The organism is Cupriavidus agavae (assembly GCF_004217045.1).
GTDB classification, from domain to species: domain Bacteria; phylum Pseudomonadota; class Gammaproteobacteria; order Burkholderiales; family Burkholderiaceae; genus Cupriavidus; species Cupriavidus agavae.
Genome location: NZ_SGXM01000007.1, coordinates 177,163 through 194,274 on the forward strand (window position 1 = coordinate 177,163; position 17,112 = coordinate 194,274).

A 17,112-nucleotide genomic window follows, 5' to 3' on the forward strand; every position below is an offset into this window, starting at 1 on the left:
GCGCTTAGAACTTGAGGCCGGCTTCACGCGCGGCATCAGCCAGGGCCTTCACGCGACCATGGAAGCGGAAGCCGCCGCGATCGAACGCAACGGTTTCCACGCCAGCGGCCTTTGCCTTCTCGGCAACGCGCTTGCCCACCAGGGTGGCGGCGGCAACAGTAGCACCGCTGCCAGTCAGTTCCTTGCGCACTTCTGCCTCGGCGGTCGAAGCCGATGCCAGCACTTGCGTGCCGCACGGCGAGTACACCTGGGCGTAAATATGCGAATTCGTACGGAACACGGTCAGACGATTGATCTTCAGTTCCGCGATCTTGGCGCGGGTCTGACGTGCACGGCGCAAACGAGCGTCTTTCTTGTTCATCATTGGACCCCTTACTTCTTCTTGGTTTCCTTCAGGATGACGCGCTCGTCGGCGTAACGGACACCCTTGCCCTTGTAGGGCTCGGGCGGACGGTACGCGCGGACTTCCGCAGCAACCTGACCGACTTTCTGCTTGTCAGCACCCTTGATCACGATTTCGGTCTGCGTGGGCGTTTCGGCCTTCACGCCTTCCGGCATTTCGTGGATCACGTCGTGCGAGAAACCAAGCTGGAGCTTCAGCGCGGAGCCTTGCAGTTGAGCGCGGTAACCCACGCCAACCAGGTTCAGCTTGCGCTCGAAACCGGTGGTCACGCCCTTGACCATGTTTGCCGCCAGGGCGCGCATGGTGCCTTGCAGGGCGTTAGCTTCACGCGATTCATCGGCCGGCTCGAACGTCAGGTTGCCTTCGGTAACGTTGACCTTCACCAGGCTGTGAATCGGCTGGGACAGCGTACCCAGCGGGCCCTTCACGGAGAGCACGCCAGCCGCCACATTTACTTCTGCGCCTTTCGGCAGCGCGATGGGAGCCTTACCTACACGGGACATGTTTGCTCCTTACGCGACGTAGCAGAGAACTTCACCGCCCACGCCGGTGGCACGTGCCTTGCGGTCGGTCATCAGACCCTGCGGGGTCGAGATGATCGCCACACCGAGGCCGTTCATCACCTGGGGGATGTCGCTGCGGCCCTTGTACACGCGCAGGCCGGGCTTCGAGACGCGCTCGATGCGCTCGATGACCGGACGGCCAGCGTAGTACTTCAGACCAATGGTCAATTGCGCCTTGCCGCCATCTTCCGCCACCGAGTAGTCGTCGATATAGCCTTCGTCCTTCAGGACCTTGGCGATCGCAACCTTCAGCTTCGACGAGGGCATGGCCACCGACGCCTTCTGCACGCCTTGAGCGTTGCGGATGCGCGTCAGCATATCGGCGATAGGATCGCTCATGCTCATACTGTTTCTCCTGTAGCCTGTGCGTAATTACCAGCTGGCTTTCGTCAGACCCGGAATTTCGCCCTTGAAGGCGATCTCACGGATCTTGTTACGCGCCAGGCCAAACTTGCGGAAGGTACCGCGGGGACGACCGGTGATCGCGCAGCGGTTACGCTGGCGAGTCGGGTTGGCGTTGCGCGGGAGCTTCTGCAGCTCGAGACGCGCCAGGTAACGCTCTTCTTCCGACTTTTCTTGGTCGTCGATAATGGCCTTGAGGTTTGCGCGCTTGTCGGCGTACTTCGCCACGAGCTTTGCGCGCTTCTTCTCACGTTCAATCAGAGCCAGTTTAGCCACGGTTACCCCTTAATTACGGAACGGGAACTTGAACGCGTTCAGGAGAGCCTTGGCTTCCTCGTCGTTCTTAGCCGTCGTCGTGATGCTGATGTTCAGACCACGCAGTGCGTCGATCTTGTCGTACTCGATTTCGGGGAAAATGATCTGCTCTTTCACACCGATGTTGTAGTTGCCACGACCGTCGAAGGACTTGCCCGACACACCACGGAAGTCACGCACGCGCGGCAGGGCCACGGTCACGAAACGATCCAGGAATTCGAACATGCGCTCGCCGCGCAGGGTCACCATCGCACCGATGGGGTAGCCCTGGCGGATCTTGAAGCCGGCGATGGCCTTCTTGGCCTTCGTCACGACGGGCTTCTGGCCAGCGATCTTCGTCAGGTCGCCAACAGCCAGCTCAATGACCTTCTTGTCATTGATGGCTTCACCGAGGCCCATGTTCAGGGTGATCTTGGTGAAACGCGGCACTTCCATGACCGACTTGTAGCCGAACTGCTTCATCAGCGCCGGCACAACCTGTTCTTTGTAAAACTCTTGCAGACGTGCTGTCATGCTCAACTCCTATCTGTGCCCAGAATCAAGCGGCCAGGACGGCACCGGTCGTCTTCAGCACGCGCACACGCTTGCCGTCTTCGACCTTGATACCGACACGCGACGGCTTGCCATTGGCATCCACGAGCGCAACGTTGGAAATATGCAGCGGCATCAGCTTGTCGACCACGCCACCGGTGGTACCCAGCATCGGGTTCGGGCGAGCATGCTTCTTCGCAACGTTCACGCCTTCGACCACGACCTTGTCGCCTTGCACTGCCTGGACGGCACCGCGCTTGCCCTTGTCCTTGCCGGTCAGCACGATGACTTCGTCGCCTTTGCGAATCTTGTTCATGGCGGCTCCTTACAGCACTTCCGGAGCGAGCGACACGATCTTCATGAAGCGCTCGGTACGGAGTTCACGAGTCACCGGCCCGAAGATACGGGTGCCGATCGGCTCGAGCTTGTTGTTCAGCAGGACAGCAGCATTGCCGTCGAACTTGACGAGCGAACCGTCAGCGCGGCGCACGCCCTTGGCGGTACGCACGACGACTGCGTTGTAGATGTCGCCCTTCTTCACGCGGCCACGGGGAGCTGCGTCCTTCACGGTAACCTTGATGATGTCGCCCACGCTCGCGTAGCGGCGCTTGGACCCACCCAGTACCTTGATGCACAGCACTTCGCGCGCACCAGTGTTATCGGCCACTTCGAGCCGGCTTTCTGTCTGAATCATGGTGTTATCTTCCCAACTTAATCCGCCAGCCCCTCGATGTGAGGCCCGGTGGTCAGTCTTGGTCCCGTCGGAGCCAGGCATTGCGCCAGCGCCGTTTGGGTTGATCAACTTGGAAGTCGGTAGTGCCGGCACCCCTTACTACAGGACACCAGGCGCTGGCTCGCTCCACAGGCCCACCCGGTTGATACCGCAAGGGCAAGCGCAATAAAGCGGAAGTCCAGGATTATAGCAACACAATCCTGGACTTGCAAGTCATCCGAGTACTGTTGTACTTAGATGACGCGTGCAGCTTCTACCAGCCGGGAAACAACCCAGGACTTGGTCCGCGACAGCGGACGGGTTTCCTGGATCTCGACCTTGTCGCCTTCCTTGTACTGGTTGGCTTCGTCGTGTGCGTGGTACTTCTTCGAACGCAGCACGTACTTGCCGTACAGGGGGTGCTTGACGCGGTTTTCGATCAGGACCGTCACGGTCTTGTCCATCTTGTCGCTGACGACACGGCCCACGAGGGTCCGGCGAAGCGACGTTTCAGTCTTCGCAGCTTCAGTCATTTCGCGTTCGCCTTCTCGTTCAGCACGGTTTGCACGCGCGCGATGTCCTTGCGCACCTTCTTCAGCTGGCTGGTGTTCTGCAGCTGTTGGGTGGCCTTTTGCATGCGCAGGCTAAATTGAGCCTTCAGCAGCTCGGAGAGCTCCTGGTTCAGGCCTGCGGCGTCCTTGCCGCGCAGTTCGGATGCTTTCATCCCAATCTCCTTACGTACCGACCTGACGCACCACGAAATTCGTGGCGATCGGCAGCTTGGCGGCGGCGAGGCGGAATGCCTCACGCGCCAGCTCTTCGCTCACGCCATCCATTTCGTACAGCATCTTGCCCGGCTGAATTTCAGCCACGTAGTATTCCGGGTTGCCCTTACCGTTACCCATACGGACTTCGGCAGGCTTCTTCGAAATCGGCTTGTCCGGGAAAATCCGGATCCAGATGCGGCCGCCACGCTTGATGTGACGGGTCATCGCACGACGTGCCGACTCGATCTGGCGAGCGGTCAGGCGGCCACGGCCCATTGCCTTCAGGCCGAATTCGCCGAAAGACACGGCGTTGCCACGGGTAGCCTTACCCGTGTTGCGGCCCTTCTGCTCCTTGCGATACTTCCTACGCTTCGGTTGCAGCATTGTTATTCTCCACTCTTCGCGTCTGCGCCCGGCGCAGCACGACGACCAGCACCGGCACCACCGCGGCGGTTGCCCGACGGACGGCCTTCGCCTTCACGGCGACGGCCTTCCGGGCGACCCGGACGACGACGACGGTCTTCTTGCGGCTCTTCCACCACAGGCGCGTCGTTGCGGCCCAGGTGATCGCCCTTGTAGACCCACACCTTGACACCGATGATGCCGTAGGTGGTTTCGGCTTCCGAGAAGCCGTAGTCGATGTCGGCACGCAGGGTGTGCAGGGGCACACGGCCTTCGCGGTACCACTCGGTACGTGCGATTTCGATACCGTTCAGACGGCCCGAGCTCATGATCTTGATGCCCTGGGCACCCAGACGCATGGCGTTCTGCATCGCGCGCTTCATGGCGCGACGGAACATGATGCGGCGCTCGAGCTGCTGCGTGATCGAATCGGCGATCAGCTGCGCATCGGTTTCCGGCTTGCGGATTTCCTCGATGTTCACGTGCACGGGCACACCCATGCGGCGTTGCAGCTCGGCCTTGAGCAGTTCGATGTCCTCACCCTTCTTGCCGATCACCACGCCCGGACGCGAGCTGTAAATGGTGATGCGTGCGTTACGGGCCGGACGCTCGATGACCACGCGGCCAACCGATGCGTTCTTCAGCTTCTTCTTCAGGAAGTCCCGAACTTCGATGTCTTCCTTCAGCATGCCGGCGAACTTCGTGTTGTTGGCGTACCAACGCGAAGCCCAGTTACGGCTGACGGCCAGACGGAAGCCAGTCGGATGAATCTTCTGTCCCATCGTGACTCCTTAGTTGCCGAGCGTCACAGTGATGTGACAGGTTTGTTTCTCGATGCGGTTGCCGCGGCCCTTCGCACGCGCGGTGAAGCGCTTGAGCGAGGTTGCCTTGTCGACGTAGATCGAAGTGACCTTCAGCTCGTCGATGTCGGCGCCTTCGTTGTGCTCGGCGTTGGCGATGGCCGATTCGACCACCTTCTTCACGATCCCGGCAGCCTTCTTCGGGCTGAAGGCCAGGATGTTCAGAGCACGCTCAATCGGCAGACCGCGGATCTGGTCAGCAACCAGACGCGTTTTCTGGGCGGAGATGCGGGCACCGCGATGAATCGCTTTCACTTCCATGATGGCACCTTACCTCTTCGCTTTCTTGTCAGCCGCGTGGCCCTTGAACGTGCGAGTCATCGCAAATTCGCCGAGCTTGTGGCCAACCATGTTTTCCGTCACGTACACCGGCACGTGTTGACGGCCGTTGTGCACAGCGATCGTCAGGCCGATGAAGTCCGGCAGAATGGTCGAACGACGCGACCAAGTCTTGATGGGCTTCTTGTCCTTGCCGCTCACCGCCGTTTCCACCTTCTTCAGCAGGTGGTCGTCGCAGAACGGACCCTTTTTTGCGGAACGAGTCATATCTTTAGCTCCTACCTACCGATTAGCGCTTGTGGCGGCGCTGGACGATCATGCTGTCCGTGCGCTTGTTGCTGCGGGTGCGGTAACCCTTGGCCGGGGTACCCCACGGCGAAACCGGATCACGACCAGCAGCAGTCTTGCCTTCACCACCACCGTGCGGGTGGTCCACCGGGTTCATCACCACGCCGCGAACGGTCGGGCGAATACCGCGCCAGCGCGTTGCACCGGCCTTGCCGATCACGCGCAGGCTGTGCTCTTCGTTGCCCACTTCACCGATGGTGGCGCGGCACTCGATGTGCACGCGACGCACTTCACCGGAGCGCAGGCGAACCTGGGCGTACAGGCCTTCACGAGCCATCAGCACGGCGGAACCGCCGGCAGCGCGCGCGATCTGCGCACCCTTGCCAGGCAGCATTTCCACGTTGTTGATCGTGGTGCCCACCGGGATGTTGCGGATCGGCAGGTTGTTACCCGACTTGATCGGCGCTTCCGAGCCGTTCATCAGCGGCTGGCCGGCCACCATGCCCTTCGTGGCGATGATGTAGCGGCGCTCGCCGTCGGCGAACAGCACCAGCGCGATGTTGGCGCTGCGGTTCGGATCGTATTCCAGGCGCTCGACCTTGGCGGCGATGCCGTCCTTGTCGTTGCGCTTGAAGTCGACCACGCGGTAGTGGTGCTTATGACCACCGCCCTTGTGGCGGGTGGTGATATGACCATTGTTGTTACGGCCCGACTTCTGGAATTGCTTTTCCAGCAGCGGAGCGTGCGGGGCACCCTTGTGCAGGTCGCGGTTAACGACCTTCACCATCGAGCGACGGCCCGGGGATGTCGGCTTGGTCTTGACGAGTGCCATGATTACTTGGCCTCCGCTTCAAAATTGATTTCCTGACCCGGCTTCAGTGCCACGTATGCCTTCTTGACGTGGTTGCGACGGCCCATGAAACGGCCGAAGCGCTTCTGCTTGCCCTTCTGGTTCAGGATCTGAACGGACTGCACCTCGACCTTGAACAGCAGTTCGACGGCGGCCTTCACTTCTGCCTTGTTGGCATCGCGAGCCACTTCGAACACAACCTGTTCGTTCTTGTCGGCGACCAGGGTTGCCTTTTCGGAAACCACCGGCGCGAGCAGCACCTGCATCAAACGATGATCGTTCTTGGCTACTTGCGTCATTTCAGCAACTCCTCGATCTGCGCGACAGCTGCCTTCGTCACGAGCACCTTCTTGTAGTGCACCAGCGACAGCGGATCAGCGTGACGCGGCTCCACGACTGCCACGTTCGGCAGGTTGCGCGAAGCCAGGTAGAGGTTTTCGTCGAGGCTGTCGGTAATGATCAGCACCGAGTCCAGGCCCATGGCCTTGAACTTGTCGGCCAGCAGCTTGGTCTTGGGTGCGTCGACAGCGAAACCGTCCACCACGTTGATACGACCTTCACGTGCGAGCTGCGAATAAATCGAGCGCATACCGGCACGGAACATCTTCTTGTTGACCTTCTGGCTGAAGTTTTCTTCCGGCGAATTCGGGAAGATACGGCCACCGCCACGCCACAGAGGCGAGGACGACATACCGGCACGAGCACGGCCCGTACCCTTCTGGCGCCACGGCTTCTTGGTCGTGTGCTTGACCTCTTCACGGTCCTTCTGCTTGCGGTTACCGCTGCGAGCATTGGCCTGATAGGCAACGACGATCTGGTGAACCAGGGCTTCGTTGTAGTCACGGCCGAACACTTCGGGCGAGGCGGTAACGCCGGCGCCGATCTGACCGTTGTCCTGGAGGAGCTTGAGTTCCATTACATGCGCTCCTTAAGCTTTGGCCTTGACGGCCGGGGTCACGATGACCTTGCCGCCCTTGGAACCGGGGATGGCGCCCTTGACCAGCAGCAGCTTGCGCTCTGCGTCGATCTTGGCGATCTCGAGGTTTTGCACGGTACGGGTGACATCACCGAGGTGACCCGTCATGCGCTTGCCCGGGAACACGCGGCCCGGATCCTGCGCCATACCGATGGAACCCGGCACGTTGTGCGAACGCGAGTTACCGTGGGTGGCACGACCCGATGCGAAGTGGTAGCGCTTGATGGTACCGGCGTAGCCCTTACCGATCGTCACGCCCTGCACGTCGATCTTCTGGCCAACCTGGAACAGGTCGACAGACAGCGAGCCGCCAGCTTGCAGCTCGGCAGCCTTGGCTGCATCGATACGGAATTCTTTGATGATTTCGCCAGCTTCCACACCGGCTTTGGCGAGGTGACCCGCCAGCGGCTTGGTAACGCGGCTCGCGCGTCGGCTGCCAAAAGTGACTTGAACGGCGGTGTAACCGTCGGTCTCGTCCGTCTTGATTTGCGTCACGCGGTTGTCGCCGACCTCGACCACGGTAACGGGAATCGAATCACCGTCGTCCGTGAAAATACGGGTCATGCCAACCTTGCGACCTACAAGGCCAAGGCTCATGGTTTGCTCCATTCCCAGCTGCGATTGGCCGGGGCTGATTGATACACGAAAACTGTGTGAGTGCGGGTTGCGCGAAAAGGATTGCGCGTGACCAAAATGGTCCCCACTACCCGGATTAATGGGTAGCCTTACAACATACCACAGCAACGGGGAAAGGGCAAGCAGTGTCGCGCTTTTCCGCGCCTGCCGTGGGTCAATCCGGGCGGATCGGCGCCCGATACGGCACTTTGCATGCCGATGCCGTCGTTTGAAAACAAAAACGGCGAACTCGCGTTCGCCGTCTTGCTGCATCAGGCCGGCTATGCGGCCCGAAACATGGGTCAGACCTTGATCTCGACGTCCACGCCTGCCGGCAGGTCCAGCTTCATCAGCGCGTCGACGGTCTTGTCCGTCGGATCGACGATGTCCATCAGGCGCTGGTGGGTGCGGATCTCGAACTGATCGCGGCTGGTCTTGTTGACGTGCGGCGAACGCAGGATGTCGAAGCGCTGGATACGGGTCGGCAGGGGCACCGGGCCCTTGACGATCGCACCGGTACGCTTGGCGGTATCCACGATTTCGGCTGCCGACTGGTCGATCAGGCGATAGTCGAAAGCCTTCAGGCGGATACGGATCTTCTGGTTCTGCATGATTGTTCCTTAAAAGAGCGATGGGCGAAGCGCCCGGATTATACGGGACATGCCCGCGGGCATGTCCCAGGAAGGTTGCTTAGTCGAGGATCTTTGCCACAACGCCGGCGCCGACAGTACGACCACCTTCGCGGATAGCGAAGCGCAGGCCTTCTTCCATGGCGATCGGGGCGATCAGCTTGACGGTGATCGACACGTTGTCACCCGGCATGACCATTTCCTTGTCCTGCGGCAGCTCGATCGAGCCGGTCACGTCGGTCGTACGGAAATAGAACTGCGGGCGGTAGTTGTTGAAGAACGGCGTGTGACGGCCACCTTCGTCCTTCGACAGAATGTACACCTCGCCCGTGAAGTGCGTGTGCGGCTTGATCGAGCCCGGCTTGCACAGGACTTGGCCACGTTCCACGTCTTCACGCTTCGTGCCGCGCAGCAGCAGGCCAACGTTGTCACCAGCCTGGCCCTGGTCCAGCAGCTTGCGGAACATTTCCACGCCCGTGCAGGTCGTCTTCACCGTCGGGCGGATACCCACGATTTCGATTTCCTCGCCGACCTTCACCACGCCGCGCTCGATACGACCCGTCACCACGGTGCCGCGGCCCGAGATCGAGAACACGTCTTCCACCGGCATCAGGAACGTACCGTCAACGGCGCGCTCCGGCGTCGGGATGTACGTGTCCAGTGCGTCGGCCAGGGCCATGATCGCGCCTTCGCCCAGGTCGCCCTTGTCGCCTTCCAGCGCCAGCTTGGCCGAACCCTTCACGATCGGCGTGTCGTCGCCCGGGAAGTCGTACTTCGAGAGCAGCTCGCGCACTTCCATTTCCACCAGCTCGAGCAGCTCGGCGTCGTCCACCATGTCGCACTTGTTCAGGAACACGATGATGTACGGCACGCCAACCTGGCGGGCCAGCAGGATGTGCTCGCGCGTCTGCGGCATCGGGCCGTCAGCGGCCGAGCACACCAGGATCGCGCCGTCCATCTGTGCGGCGCCCGTGATCATGTTCTTCACATAGTCAGCGTGGCCCGGGCAGTCAACGTGGGCGTAGTGGCGGTTGGCCGTCTCGTATTCCACGTGCGCGGTGTTGATCGTGATGCCGCGTGCCTTCTCTTCCGGCGCTGCGTCGATCTCGTCGTACTTCTTGGCCGCGCCGCCGAACTTCGCAGCCAGCACCGTGGCGATTGCTGCCGTCAGCGTCGTCTTGCCATGGTCAACGTGACCAATCGTACCTACGTTCACGTGCGGCTTGGTCCGCTCGAACTTTTCCTTTGCCATGTTTCAGCTCCTGATGGAATACAGTGTGATTCGATTCATTAAGCCGCCACGCGGGGTACGCATGGCGGCAAAGCTTTATTACTTGCCCTTGGCCGTCATGACGGCTTCGGCGATGTTCTTCGGTGCTTCGGAGTAGTGCTTGAACTCCATCGTGTACGTGGCGCGGCCTTGCGTGGCCGAGCGCAGCGACGTGGAGTATCCGAACATTTCCGACAGCGGGACTTCGGCCTTGATGATCTTGCCGCCGCCCACCATGTCGTCCATGCCCTGCACGATGCCGCGGCGGGACGACAGGTCGCCCATCACGGTACCCGTGTAGTCTTCCGGCGTTTCCACTTCCACGGCCATCATCGGCTCGAGCAGGACCGGGCTGGCCTTGCGCATGGCTTCCTTGAAAGCCATCGAACCGGCCATGCGGAACGCGTTTTCGTTCGAGTCCACATCGTGGTACGAACCGAACGTCAGCGTGACCTTCACGTCCACCACCGGGAAGCCAGCCAGAATACCGGACGGCAGCGTGTCGACGATACCCTTCTCCACTGCCGGGATGTATTCGCGAGGAATCACACCGCCCTTGATGGCGTCGATGAACTCGAAGCCCTTGCCCGGCTCCTGCGGTTCCAGCGTGATCACGGCGTGACCGTACTGGCCGCGGCCGCCCGACTGCTTGACGAACTTGCCTTCGACGTCCTCGGCCTTCTTGCGGATGGTTTCGCGGTAGGCAACCTGCGGCGCGCCGATGTTCGCTTCCACGCCGAATTCGCGCTTCATGCGGTCGACCAGAATTTCGAGGTGGAGCTCGCCCATGCCCGAAATGATGGTCTGGCCCGATTCTTCATCGGTACGCACACGGAACGACGGATCTTCGGCGGCCAGGCGGTTCAGGGCGATGCCCATCTTTTCCTGGTCGGCCTTGGTCTTCGGCTCCACTGCCTGCGAGATCACCGGCTCCGGGAACACCATGCGCTCGAGCACGATCGGCGAAGCCGGATCGCACAGCGTATCGCCCGTGGTGGCGTCCTTCAGGCCCACCGCGGCGGCGATGTCGCCGGCCAGCACTTCCTTGATCTCCTCGCGCTGGTTGGCGTGCATCTGCAGAATACGGCCCAGACGCTCCTTCTTCTGCTTCACCGGGTTGTACACGGTGTCGCCCGAATTGATCTTGCCCGAGTACACGCGGAAGAAGATCAGCTGGCCGACGAACGGGTCGGTCATGATCTTGAATGCCAGCGCCGAGAACTTCTCGTTGTCGTCGGCCTTGCGCTCGAGCTTCTTCTCGTCGTCGCGCTCGTCCGTACCCGTGACCGGGGGGATGTCCACCGGCGACGGCAGGAAGTCGATCACGGCGTCCAGCATGCGCTGCACACCCTTGTTCTTGAACGCGGTGCCGCACAGCATCGGCTGGATTTCGCAGGCGATGGTACGGTCACGCAGCGCCTTGACGATCTCGGCGCGGGTCAGCTCTTCGCCGCCCAGGTACTTTTCCATCAGCTCTTCGCTGGCTTCGGCGGCGGACTCGACCATCTTCTCGCGCCATTCTTCAGCGGTGGCTTGCAGTTCGGCCGGGATGTCCTGGTACTCGAACTTCACGCCCTGGCTGGCTTCGTCCCAGACGATGGCCTTCATTTCCAGCAGGTCGACCACGCCCTGGAAGCCGTCTTCGGCGCCAATCGGCACCACCACGGGCACCGGGTTGGCCTTCAGGCGGGTCTTCAGCTGGTCGTAGACCTTGAAGAAGTTCGCGCCGGTACGGTCCATCTTGTTGACGAACGCCAGACGCGGCACGCGGTACTTGTTGGCCTGGCGCCAGACGGTTTCCGACTGGGGCTGCACGCCACCCACTGCGCAGTAGACCATGCAGGCGCCATCCAGCACGCGCATGGAACGCTCCACCTCGATGGTGAAGTCCACGTGGCCCGGGGTGTCGATGATGTTGAAGCGGTGCTCGGGATAGTTGCCGCCCATGCCCTTCCAGAAGGCGGTGGTCGCAGCGGAGGTGATCGTGATGCCACGCTCCTGTTCCTGCTCCATCCAGTCCATCGTGGCAGCGCCGTCGTGCACTTCACCGATCTTGTGGTTCACACCGGTGTAGAACAGGATACGCTCGGTCGTGGTGGTTTTACCCGCGTCAATGTGAGCCGAAATACCGATATTGCGGTAGCGCTCAATGGGAGTCTTACGAGCCACTTTAATCCTCTATTTTGTCTGTGAGGCGCAGGAATCTCATGCGCTGCGCCCCTAACACAAACGGGCGAATTGTGTAAAAACACAACCCGCCCGGCAACCAACAGTGTTTTTCGCGCGCTTTAGAAGCGGAAATGCGAGAACGCCTTGTTGGCTTCGGCCATGCGGTGCACTTCGTCGCGCTTCTTCATTGCGCCACCGCGGCCTTCTGCAGCTTCCATCAGCTCACCTGCCAGGCGCAGCGCCATCGACTTCTCGCTGCGTTTCTTCGCGGCCTCGCGCAGCCAACGCATCGCCAATGCCAAACGACGCGACGGACGGACTTCGACCGGAACCTGATAGTTGGCGCCGCCCACGCGACGGCTCTTCACTTCCACCACCGGCTTCACGTTGTTGATCGCAACGGAGAACACTTCGATGGGGGCCTTGCCTGCCTTCTTTTCGATCTGGTCGAACGCGCCGTACACGATACGCTCGGCAACCGACTTCTTGCCGTCCAGCATCAGGACGTTCATGAACTTGGCAACTTCAACGTTACCGAACTTCGGATCAGGCAAAACATCCCGCTTGGGGACTTCACGACGACGTGGCATCTTCTTTCCTTTAGATTCAGTTGAGAGGCGGACTGCTGCGTCCCACTCTCCGGCCACCAACTAGCTTGCCAATCGCTTGGGCAAATTCGCCGGGTGACCACTTACTCGACGGCACGGCGCGAAAAACGCTCCGTTGTACCGCCGCCTGGTGACAGCGCCATGACTTGCGCCAGGGCCATCGGATATTGCTTGCAGCGCTGAAGCTTAGGCAGCCTTCGGACGCTTCGCACCGTACTTCGAACGGGCCTGCTTGCGGTCCTTCACGCCTTGCAGATCCAGCGAACCACGGACGATGTGGTAACGCACACCCGGCAGATCCTTCACACGGCCGCCGCGGATCAGCACGACCGAGTGTTCCTGCAGGTTGTGGCCTTCACCGCCGATATACGAAATGACTTCGAAACCGTTGGTCAGGCGCACCTTGGCGACCTTACGCAGTGCCGAGTTCGGCTTCTTCGGCGTCGTGGTGTACACACGGGTGCACACGCCGCGACGCTGGGGGCAGTTCTCAAGCGCCGGGCTCTTGCTCTTGATGACTTCAGAGACACGCGGCTTGCGAACCAGTTGGTTGATAGTTGGCATTGTTCAATCCAGCTTGGTTTTACACAAAAACACCTCTCCGCCAGCGCAACTGGCCAAGAGGCAACAACGGGTTTTGGGCGGGAAAGGTGAGCGAACGCTCTGGAGGAAGGGCTGTGAAGTGACAGACTTGCCAAAGAGCGCGAGCTCGCCGGGATCCCGCTGTCGTCCTGCCTGCCGGGCGCCTGAAGCACCACTCGACTGACGGACGAGCGAAATCCGAAGCCAAAAACTCGAATCTGGCACTCTAGCAGTGGCTGTGGCAACGGTCAAGGGGTATACGCGACGTATACGCGGAGCCCCCTGTCCCCCTCAAACCCCTCTGAGGGTCTCGAGGATCTCGTCGCCGTAGCGCTCGAGTTTCGAGGCGCCGATGCCCGGCACTTCGGCCAGTTCGTCGAGCGATTCCGGGCCGCTGCGCGCCAGTTCGGCGAGCGTGGCATCGTGGAAGATCACGTATGCCGGCACGCCATGCTCCTTGGCGGCTGCCGTGCGCCAGCGGCGCAGGGCTTCCCAGTTGGCCAGCGTGTCGGCGTCCATGGTGGCGGTATGGTCGGTACGGGCGCCCTTCCCCGCGCGATCGCCCGACTTGGCCGGCTTGCTGACCTGGCGCCGCAGCGTGATCGAACGTGCCCCCTTGAGCACGTCGCGCGCCGCCTCGCCGAGCAGCAGCGCACCATGGCCGCCGTGGTCGATCACCAGCAGCCCATGGGCGATCAGCTGGCGAAACACGGCGTGCCACTCGCTGACCGACATATCCTTGCCGATGCCGAACGTCGATACCTTGTCGTGCCCCCACTGCCGGATCTTCTCGCTCGCGTTGCCGCGCAGCACGTCGATCAGGTGGGTCGCGCCGAAATGGACCCGGCTGGCCTGCGCGGTCCGGTACACGCACGACAGCGCCATCTGCGCCTCGCGCGTGCCGTCCCAGGTGGCAGGCGGCTCCAGGCAGGTATCGCAGTTGCCGCACGGCTCGGACGTTTCCTCGAAATACGCCAGGATGCGGACGCGGCGGCATCCCGCCGTCTCGCACAAACCCAGCAGCGCGTCGAGCTTGGACGACGACACGCGCTTGTGCGCATCATCGGCCTCGGATTCGTCGATCATCCGCTTCTGCTGCACCACGTCGCCCAGGCCGTAGGCCATCCAGGCATTGGCCGGCAAGCCGTCGCGGCCGGCGCGGCCGGTTTCCTGGTAATAGCCTTCCATGCTCTTGGGCAGGTCCAGGTGCGCCACGAAGCGGACATCTGGCTTGTCGATCCCCATGCCGAAGGCGATCGTCGCCACCATCACGATGCCTTCTTCCTCGCGGAAGCGCGCCTGATGGCGCTGGCGCACTTCGGCATCCATCCCGGCGTGATAACCCAGCGCCTTGATGCCGTGGCTGACCAGCCAGGCGGCGGTGTCCTCGACCTTCTTGCGCGACAGGCAATACACGATACCGCTGTCATGCCCGCCCTCGCCGTTCATGTGCTCGGCCTTGATGAAGGCCAGCAGCTGCTGGCGGGCGTTGTCCTTCTCGACGATCCGGTAGCGGATATTGGGCCGGTCGAAGCTCGAAATGAAGACCCGTGCATCGTCCAGCGCCAGGCGCTCGACGATCTCGTTGCGCGTCAGGGCGTCGGCCGTGGCAGTCAGCGCAATCCTGGGTACATTCGGAAAACGCTCATGCAGCACCGACAGCTGGATGTATTCCGGCCGGAAGTCATGCCCCCACTGCGACACACAGTGCGCCTCGTCGATGGCGAACAGGCCCACGTGGGCGCGGTCGAGCAGATCGAGGAAACGCGGCGTCATGAGCCGCTCGGGCGCCACGTAGAGCACATCAAGCCGGCCGGCCAGCAAGTCGCGCTCCACCGCCGAGGCCTCGCTGCCGCTCAATGTGGAATTGAGCACCGCCGCTCGTACGCCGGCCTCGGTCAGCGCCGCGACCTGATCCTGCATCAGCGCGATAAGTGGCGAAACGACGATGCCTACACCGTGCCCCGCCTGGTGGCGCAGCAGCGCGGGAATCTGATAGCAGAGCGATTTGCCGCCGCCGGTGGGCATCAGCACCAGGCAGTCGCCACCTTCGGCCACGTGGTCGATGATCTCCGCCTGCCGGCCACGGAAGGCGTGGTAGCCGAAGACTTCTTTGAGGATCGCCAGGGCGCGCGACATGCGAAAACGGTACTCGTAAGGCCGGGAAAGGCGTAACCATACCACTGCGGACGAAGGAGGACCGCATGCGGCCGCCTCAATGTCGCGCACATGCCGAAAATCAGACGCGGCGCGGCACGCACCGCGCCTGTTTTGCCCCAGCACAAGATCGCTGCGCCCGGGCCGGCCTAGGATGAGCCAAAAGTCCGCGCTGGCAGCGCATGCAGGCGCGGGGCCGGCACAAACCCCTCACAAGATGCAGCGCCATTCCTTTTCCCTGCCGATCGCCATCGCCCGCGATGGCTCGGAGCCGTTCACCCGCCAGATCATCCGCCAGGTAGAGAGGCTGGTCGTCTCCGGCAGCCTGCAACCGGGCGACCGATTGCCGTCCATCGCGTGCCTGGTTGCCATGCTGGGCGTCTCCCGCAACACCGTGGTGAACGCCTATGAAGGGCTGACCGACGCCGGCCTGCTGCGCGGTGAACCGGGACGTGGCTTCTACGTGGCCGAGGAAATTCCCCGCGCCTGCGCGCCACCGCCATCGATCGGCCTCGGCGCGGCCACGAACCCCTGCCGCGTGGAGCGCCCGATGATGCCATCCGGCGTACATGCCGTGCCGCCAAGCCGTCCGGTCTGCTTCGACTTCAAGATTGGCCGTCCCGCGCCCGACGCGTTTCCGGCACGCCGCTGGGCAGCCCTTTCCGGACCGCTGCTGCGTCAGATGGCACATGCCATCAGCGACTACACCGCGCCCGAGGGCCTGTGGGGCCTGCGCGTGCAGATTGCCGATTACCTCGCCGCCACGCGCGCGCTGGCGGCGGATCCCACGCAGATCGTCGTCGTTGCCGGCGTGCAGGAGGCCTTGCACCTGCTTGCCGCGCAACTGGTGCACCCGGGCGACCGGGTCGTGATGGAGGCCCCCGGCTACGCGGGCTTCTGCAACCTGCCGCAGTTCGCACAGGCCATTCAGGTAGCCGTGCCGGTCGATGCCGAGGGAATGCGCACCGACGCCTTGCCCGCCGAGTCCACCGCGCTGGCCTACACCACGCCCTCGCACCAGTATCCGCTCGGCCATCCGCTATCGATGTCCCGCCGGCGCGCGCTGCTCGAATGGGCCGCACGAACCGGAGCGTGCATCGTGGAGGACGACTACGACGGCGACTTCGCCTACGACAGCGCCCCGCTGCCCCCGCTGATGGCGCTCGATCCATCGCGGGTGGTCTACGTGGGATCGTTTTCCAAGGCCCTCGGCCCGGGGCTGCGGCTCGGCTTCATGGTGTGCCCGCCCTGGCTCGTCAACGCCATCGCCCAACGCAAGGGGCTGCTGAACCATGGCTGCCCCTGGCTTGAGCAGGCCGTGCTGGCGCGGCTATTCGAGTACGGCGACTACAGCCGCCACCTCTACCGGCTGCGGCAGCGCTACCGCGCACAACGCGATACCCTGCTCGACGGCCTGCGGGCAATCTGGGGCGAATCGTGTGTGATTTCCGGCGCCAGTACTGGCATGCATCTGGCGCTTCATCTGCCTGACGACGGCCCTGATGCAGCGGTCACCGCCACCCGCGCGCTGGCGTGCGGCGTCCGGCTCTATCCGTTATCGGAGTCCGCCTGCGGGCACGTTCCCGCCGCAGGGCGGCACATCCTGCTGTTCGGCTACGCGAGCCTGTCCGTGGCGCAGATCAGGGAAGCAATGTCACGTTTGCGGCTCGCGGTTCCTTCAGGTCGGCAGGAGCCGCTCTCCGCGTCGGCAGAGGGCGGCTGCTGAAGCAGCGG

Annotated in this window: 24 protein-coding genes; 1 reads left to right on the forward strand and 23 read right to left on the reverse strand. The window is 62.3% G+C overall.

Annotated features, from left to right (window positions below):
• Positions 1-4: 4 nt before the first annotated feature.
• The 23 genes from rplR to recQ form a co-directional block, all read right to left on the reverse strand.
• Entirely contained in the window at positions 5-361 is a 357-nt protein-coding gene (gene rplR, locus EV147_RS20985; RefSeq protein WP_061956591.1) for a 50S ribosomal protein L18, read from the reverse strand.
• Between the two features lie 11 nt (positions 362-372).
• The gene (rplF, locus tag EV147_RS20990; RefSeq protein WP_130393147.1) at positions 373-906 is read right to left on the reverse strand and encodes a 50S ribosomal protein L6; all 534 of its coding nucleotides are present in this window, start codon (positions 904-906) and stop codon (positions 373-375) included.
• 9 nt (positions 907-915) lie between these two features.
• Complete coding sequence (rpsH, locus tag EV147_RS20995) at positions 916-1,311, reverse strand: 30S ribosomal protein S8 (RefSeq protein ID WP_130393148.1); 396 nt, start codon at positions 1,309-1,311, stop codon at positions 916-918.
• A gap of 27 nt (positions 1,312-1,338) precedes the next feature.
• Entirely contained in the window at positions 1,339-1,644 is a 306-nt protein-coding gene (gene rpsN, locus EV147_RS21000) for a 30S ribosomal protein S14 (protein ID WP_008642942.1), read from the reverse strand.
• 9 nt (positions 1,645-1,653) lie between these two features.
• Positions 1,654-2,196 (reverse strand): 50S ribosomal protein L5, encoded by a 543-nt coding sequence (gene rplE / locus EV147_RS21005; protein WP_008642941.1) that lies wholly within the window; start codon positions 2,194-2,196, stop codon positions 1,654-1,656.
• A gap of 25 nt (positions 2,197-2,221) precedes the next feature.
• Positions 2,222-2,530, reverse strand: coding sequence for a 50S ribosomal protein L24 (rplX, locus tag EV147_RS21010; RefSeq protein WP_066731247.1), 309 nt, complete (start codon positions 2,528-2,530; stop codon positions 2,222-2,224).
• Positions 2,531-2,539: 9 nt separating this feature from the next.
• Entirely contained in the window at positions 2,540-2,908 is a 369-nt protein-coding gene (rplN, locus tag EV147_RS21015) for a 50S ribosomal protein L14 (RefSeq protein WP_006576237.1), read from the reverse strand.
• 272 nt (positions 2,909-3,180) lie between these two features.
• A complete protein-coding gene (rpsQ, locus tag EV147_RS21020) occupies positions 3,181-3,459 on the reverse strand; it encodes a 30S ribosomal protein S17 (protein WP_008642939.1) in 279 nt (92 codons plus the stop codon).
• Complete coding sequence (rpmC, locus tag EV147_RS21025) at positions 3,456-3,650, reverse strand: 50S ribosomal protein L29 (protein ID WP_039007569.1); 195 nt, start codon at positions 3,648-3,650, stop codon at positions 3,456-3,458. Before rpmC ends, rpsQ begins: the two co-directional genes overlap by 4 nt.
• A 10-nt stretch (positions 3,651-3,660) precedes the next feature.
• Positions 3,661-4,077 carry a 50S ribosomal protein L16 gene (gene rplP, locus EV147_RS21030; RefSeq protein ID WP_006576240.1) on the reverse strand — a complete coding sequence of 139 codons (417 nt, stop codon included), beginning with the start codon at positions 4,075-4,077 and terminating at the stop codon, positions 3,661-3,663.
• Positions 4,078-4,079: 2 nt separating this feature from the next.
• Positions 4,080-4,877, reverse strand: coding sequence for a 30S ribosomal protein S3 (rpsC, locus tag EV147_RS21035; protein WP_092602196.1), 798 nt, complete (start codon positions 4,875-4,877; stop codon positions 4,080-4,082).
• Positions 4,878-4,886: 9 nt separating this feature from the next.
• Entirely contained in the window at positions 4,887-5,219 is a 333-nt protein-coding gene (gene rplV, locus EV147_RS21040; protein ID WP_198680317.1) for a 50S ribosomal protein L22, read from the reverse strand.
• Positions 5,220-5,225: 6 nt separating this feature from the next.
• Positions 5,226-5,501, reverse strand: coding sequence for a 30S ribosomal protein S19 (rpsS, locus tag EV147_RS21045; protein WP_130393150.1), 276 nt, complete (start codon positions 5,499-5,501; stop codon positions 5,226-5,228).
• 22 nt (positions 5,502-5,523) lie between these two features.
• Complete coding sequence (gene rplB, locus EV147_RS21050; RefSeq protein WP_130393151.1) at positions 5,524-6,354, reverse strand: 50S ribosomal protein L2; 831 nt, start codon at positions 6,352-6,354, stop codon at positions 5,524-5,526.
• A gap of 2 nt (positions 6,355-6,356) precedes the next feature.
• Positions 6,357-6,671, reverse strand: a complete 315-nt coding sequence (rplW, locus tag EV147_RS21055) for a 50S ribosomal protein L23 (protein WP_061956557.1) — start codon at positions 6,669-6,671, stop codon at positions 6,357-6,359.
• A complete protein-coding gene (rplD, locus tag EV147_RS21060; protein ID WP_130393152.1) occupies positions 6,668-7,288 on the reverse strand; it encodes a 50S ribosomal protein L4 in 621 nt (206 codons plus the stop codon). Before rplD ends, rplW begins: the two co-directional genes overlap by 4 nt.
• A 12-nt stretch (positions 7,289-7,300) precedes the next feature.
• On the reverse strand, positions 7,301-7,945 hold the full coding sequence (gene rplC / locus EV147_RS21065; RefSeq protein ID WP_066731279.1) for a 50S ribosomal protein L3: 645 nt from the start codon (positions 7,943-7,945) through the stop codon (positions 7,301-7,303).
• A 320-nt stretch (positions 7,946-8,265) separates the two neighbouring features.
• On the reverse strand, positions 8,266-8,574 hold the full coding sequence (rpsJ, locus tag EV147_RS21070) for a 30S ribosomal protein S10 (RefSeq protein ID WP_006160488.1): 309 nt from the start codon (positions 8,572-8,574) through the stop codon (positions 8,266-8,268).
• A gap of 79 nt (positions 8,575-8,653) precedes the next feature.
• Positions 8,654-9,844: an elongation factor Tu gene (tuf, locus tag EV147_RS21075; protein WP_130393153.1), complete on the reverse strand. Its 1,191-nt coding sequence runs from the start codon at positions 9,842-9,844 to the stop codon at positions 8,654-8,656.
• 78 nt (positions 9,845-9,922) lie between these two features.
• Complete coding sequence (fusA, locus tag EV147_RS21080; protein WP_130393154.1) at positions 9,923-12,031, reverse strand: elongation factor G; 2,109 nt, start codon at positions 12,029-12,031, stop codon at positions 9,923-9,925.
• A gap of 119 nt (positions 12,032-12,150) precedes the next feature.
• A complete protein-coding gene (gene rpsG / locus EV147_RS21085) occupies positions 12,151-12,621 on the reverse strand; it encodes a 30S ribosomal protein S7 (protein ID WP_066734316.1) in 471 nt (156 codons plus the stop codon).
• 204 nt (positions 12,622-12,825) lie between these two features.
• On the reverse strand, positions 12,826-13,203 hold the full coding sequence (gene rpsL / locus EV147_RS21090; RefSeq protein WP_006576501.1) for a 30S ribosomal protein S12: 378 nt from the start codon (positions 13,201-13,203) through the stop codon (positions 12,826-12,828).
• 309 nt (positions 13,204-13,512) lie between these two features.
• Positions 13,513-15,360 carry a DNA helicase RecQ gene (gene recQ, locus EV147_RS21095; RefSeq protein ID WP_130393155.1) on the reverse strand — a complete coding sequence of 616 codons (1,848 nt, stop codon included), beginning with the start codon at positions 15,358-15,360 and terminating at the stop codon, positions 13,513-13,515.
• A 235-nt stretch (positions 15,361-15,595) separates the two neighbouring features.
• Here recQ and pdxR point away from each other — a divergent pair, with 235 nt between their 5' ends.
• Positions 15,596-17,104: a MocR-like pyridoxine biosynthesis transcription factor PdxR gene (gene pdxR, locus EV147_RS21100; protein WP_130393156.1), complete on the forward strand. Its 1,509-nt coding sequence runs from the start codon at positions 15,596-15,598 to the stop codon at positions 17,102-17,104.
• The last annotated feature ends 8 nt before the right edge of the window (positions 17,105-17,112 follow it).

Bases quoted from the DNA above. Each gene is read 5' to 3' on its own strand.
- rplR (WP_061956591.1), bottom strand. From the start codon at position 361: ATGAACAAGAAAGACGCTCGTTTGCGCCGTGCACGTCAGACCCGCGCC.
- rplF (WP_130393147.1), bottom strand. From the start codon at position 906: ATGTCCCGTGTAGGTAAGGCTCCCATCGCGCTGCCGAAAGGCGCAGAA.
- rpsH (WP_130393148.1), bottom strand. From the start codon at position 1,311: ATGAGCATGAGCGATCCTATCGCCGATATGCTGACGCGCATCCGCAAC.
- rplE (WP_008642941.1), bottom strand. From the start codon at position 2,196: ATGACAGCACGTCTGCAAGAGTTTTACAAAGAACAGGTTGTGCCGGCG.
- rplX (WP_066731247.1), bottom strand. From the start codon at position 2,530: ATGAACAAGATTCGCAAAGGCGACGAAGTCATCGTGCTGACCGGCAAG.
- rplN (WP_006576237.1), bottom strand. From the start codon at position 2,908: ATGATTCAGACAGAAAGCCGGCTCGAAGTGGCCGATAACACTGGTGCG.
- rpsQ (WP_008642939.1), bottom strand. From the start codon at position 3,459: ATGACTGAAGCTGCGAAGACTGAAACGTCGCTTCGCCGGACCCTCGTG.
- rpmC (WP_039007569.1), bottom strand. From the start codon at position 3,650: ATGAAAGCATCCGAACTGCGCGGCAAGGACGCCGCAGGCCTGAACCAG.
- rplP (WP_006576240.1), bottom strand. From the start codon at position 4,077: ATGCTGCAACCGAAGCGTAGGAAGTATCGCAAGGAGCAGAAGGGCCGC.
- rpsC (WP_092602196.1), bottom strand. From the start codon at position 4,877: ATGGGACAGAAGATTCATCCGACTGGCTTCCGTCTGGCCGTCAGCCGT.
- rpsS (WP_130393150.1), bottom strand. From the start codon at position 5,501: ATGACTCGTTCCGCAAAAAAGGGTCCGTTCTGCGACGACCACCTGCTG.
- rplB (WP_130393151.1), bottom strand. From the start codon at position 6,354: ATGGCACTCGTCAAGACCAAGCCGACATCCCCGGGCCGTCGCTCGATG.
- rplW (WP_061956557.1), bottom strand. From the start codon at position 6,671: ATGACGCAAGTAGCCAAGAACGATCATCGTTTGATGCAGGTGCTGCTC.
- rplD (WP_130393152.1), bottom strand. From the start codon at position 7,288: ATGGAACTCAAGCTCCTCCAGGACAACGGTCAGATCGGCGCCGGCGTT.
- rplC (WP_066731279.1), bottom strand. From the start codon at position 7,945: ATGAGCCTTGGCCTTGTAGGTCGCAAGGTTGGCATGACCCGTATTTTC.
- rpsJ (WP_006160488.1), bottom strand. From the start codon at position 8,574: ATGCAGAACCAGAAGATCCGTATCCGCCTGAAGGCTTTCGACTATCGC.
- tuf (WP_130393153.1), bottom strand. From the start codon at position 9,844: ATGGCAAAGGAAAAGTTCGAGCGGACCAAGCCGCACGTGAACGTAGGT.
- rpsG (WP_066734316.1), bottom strand. From the start codon at position 12,621: ATGCCACGTCGTCGTGAAGTCCCCAAGCGGGATGTTTTGCCTGATCCG.
- rpsL (WP_006576501.1), bottom strand. From the start codon at position 13,203: ATGCCAACTATCAACCAACTGGTTCGCAAGCCGCGTGTCTCTGAAGTC.
- recQ (WP_130393155.1), bottom strand. From the start codon at position 15,360: ATGTCGCGCGCCCTGGCGATCCTCAAAGAAGTCTTCGGCTACCACGCC.
- pdxR (WP_130393156.1), top strand. From the start codon at position 15,596: ATGCAGCGCCATTCCTTTTCCCTGCCGATCGCCATCGCCCGCGATGGC.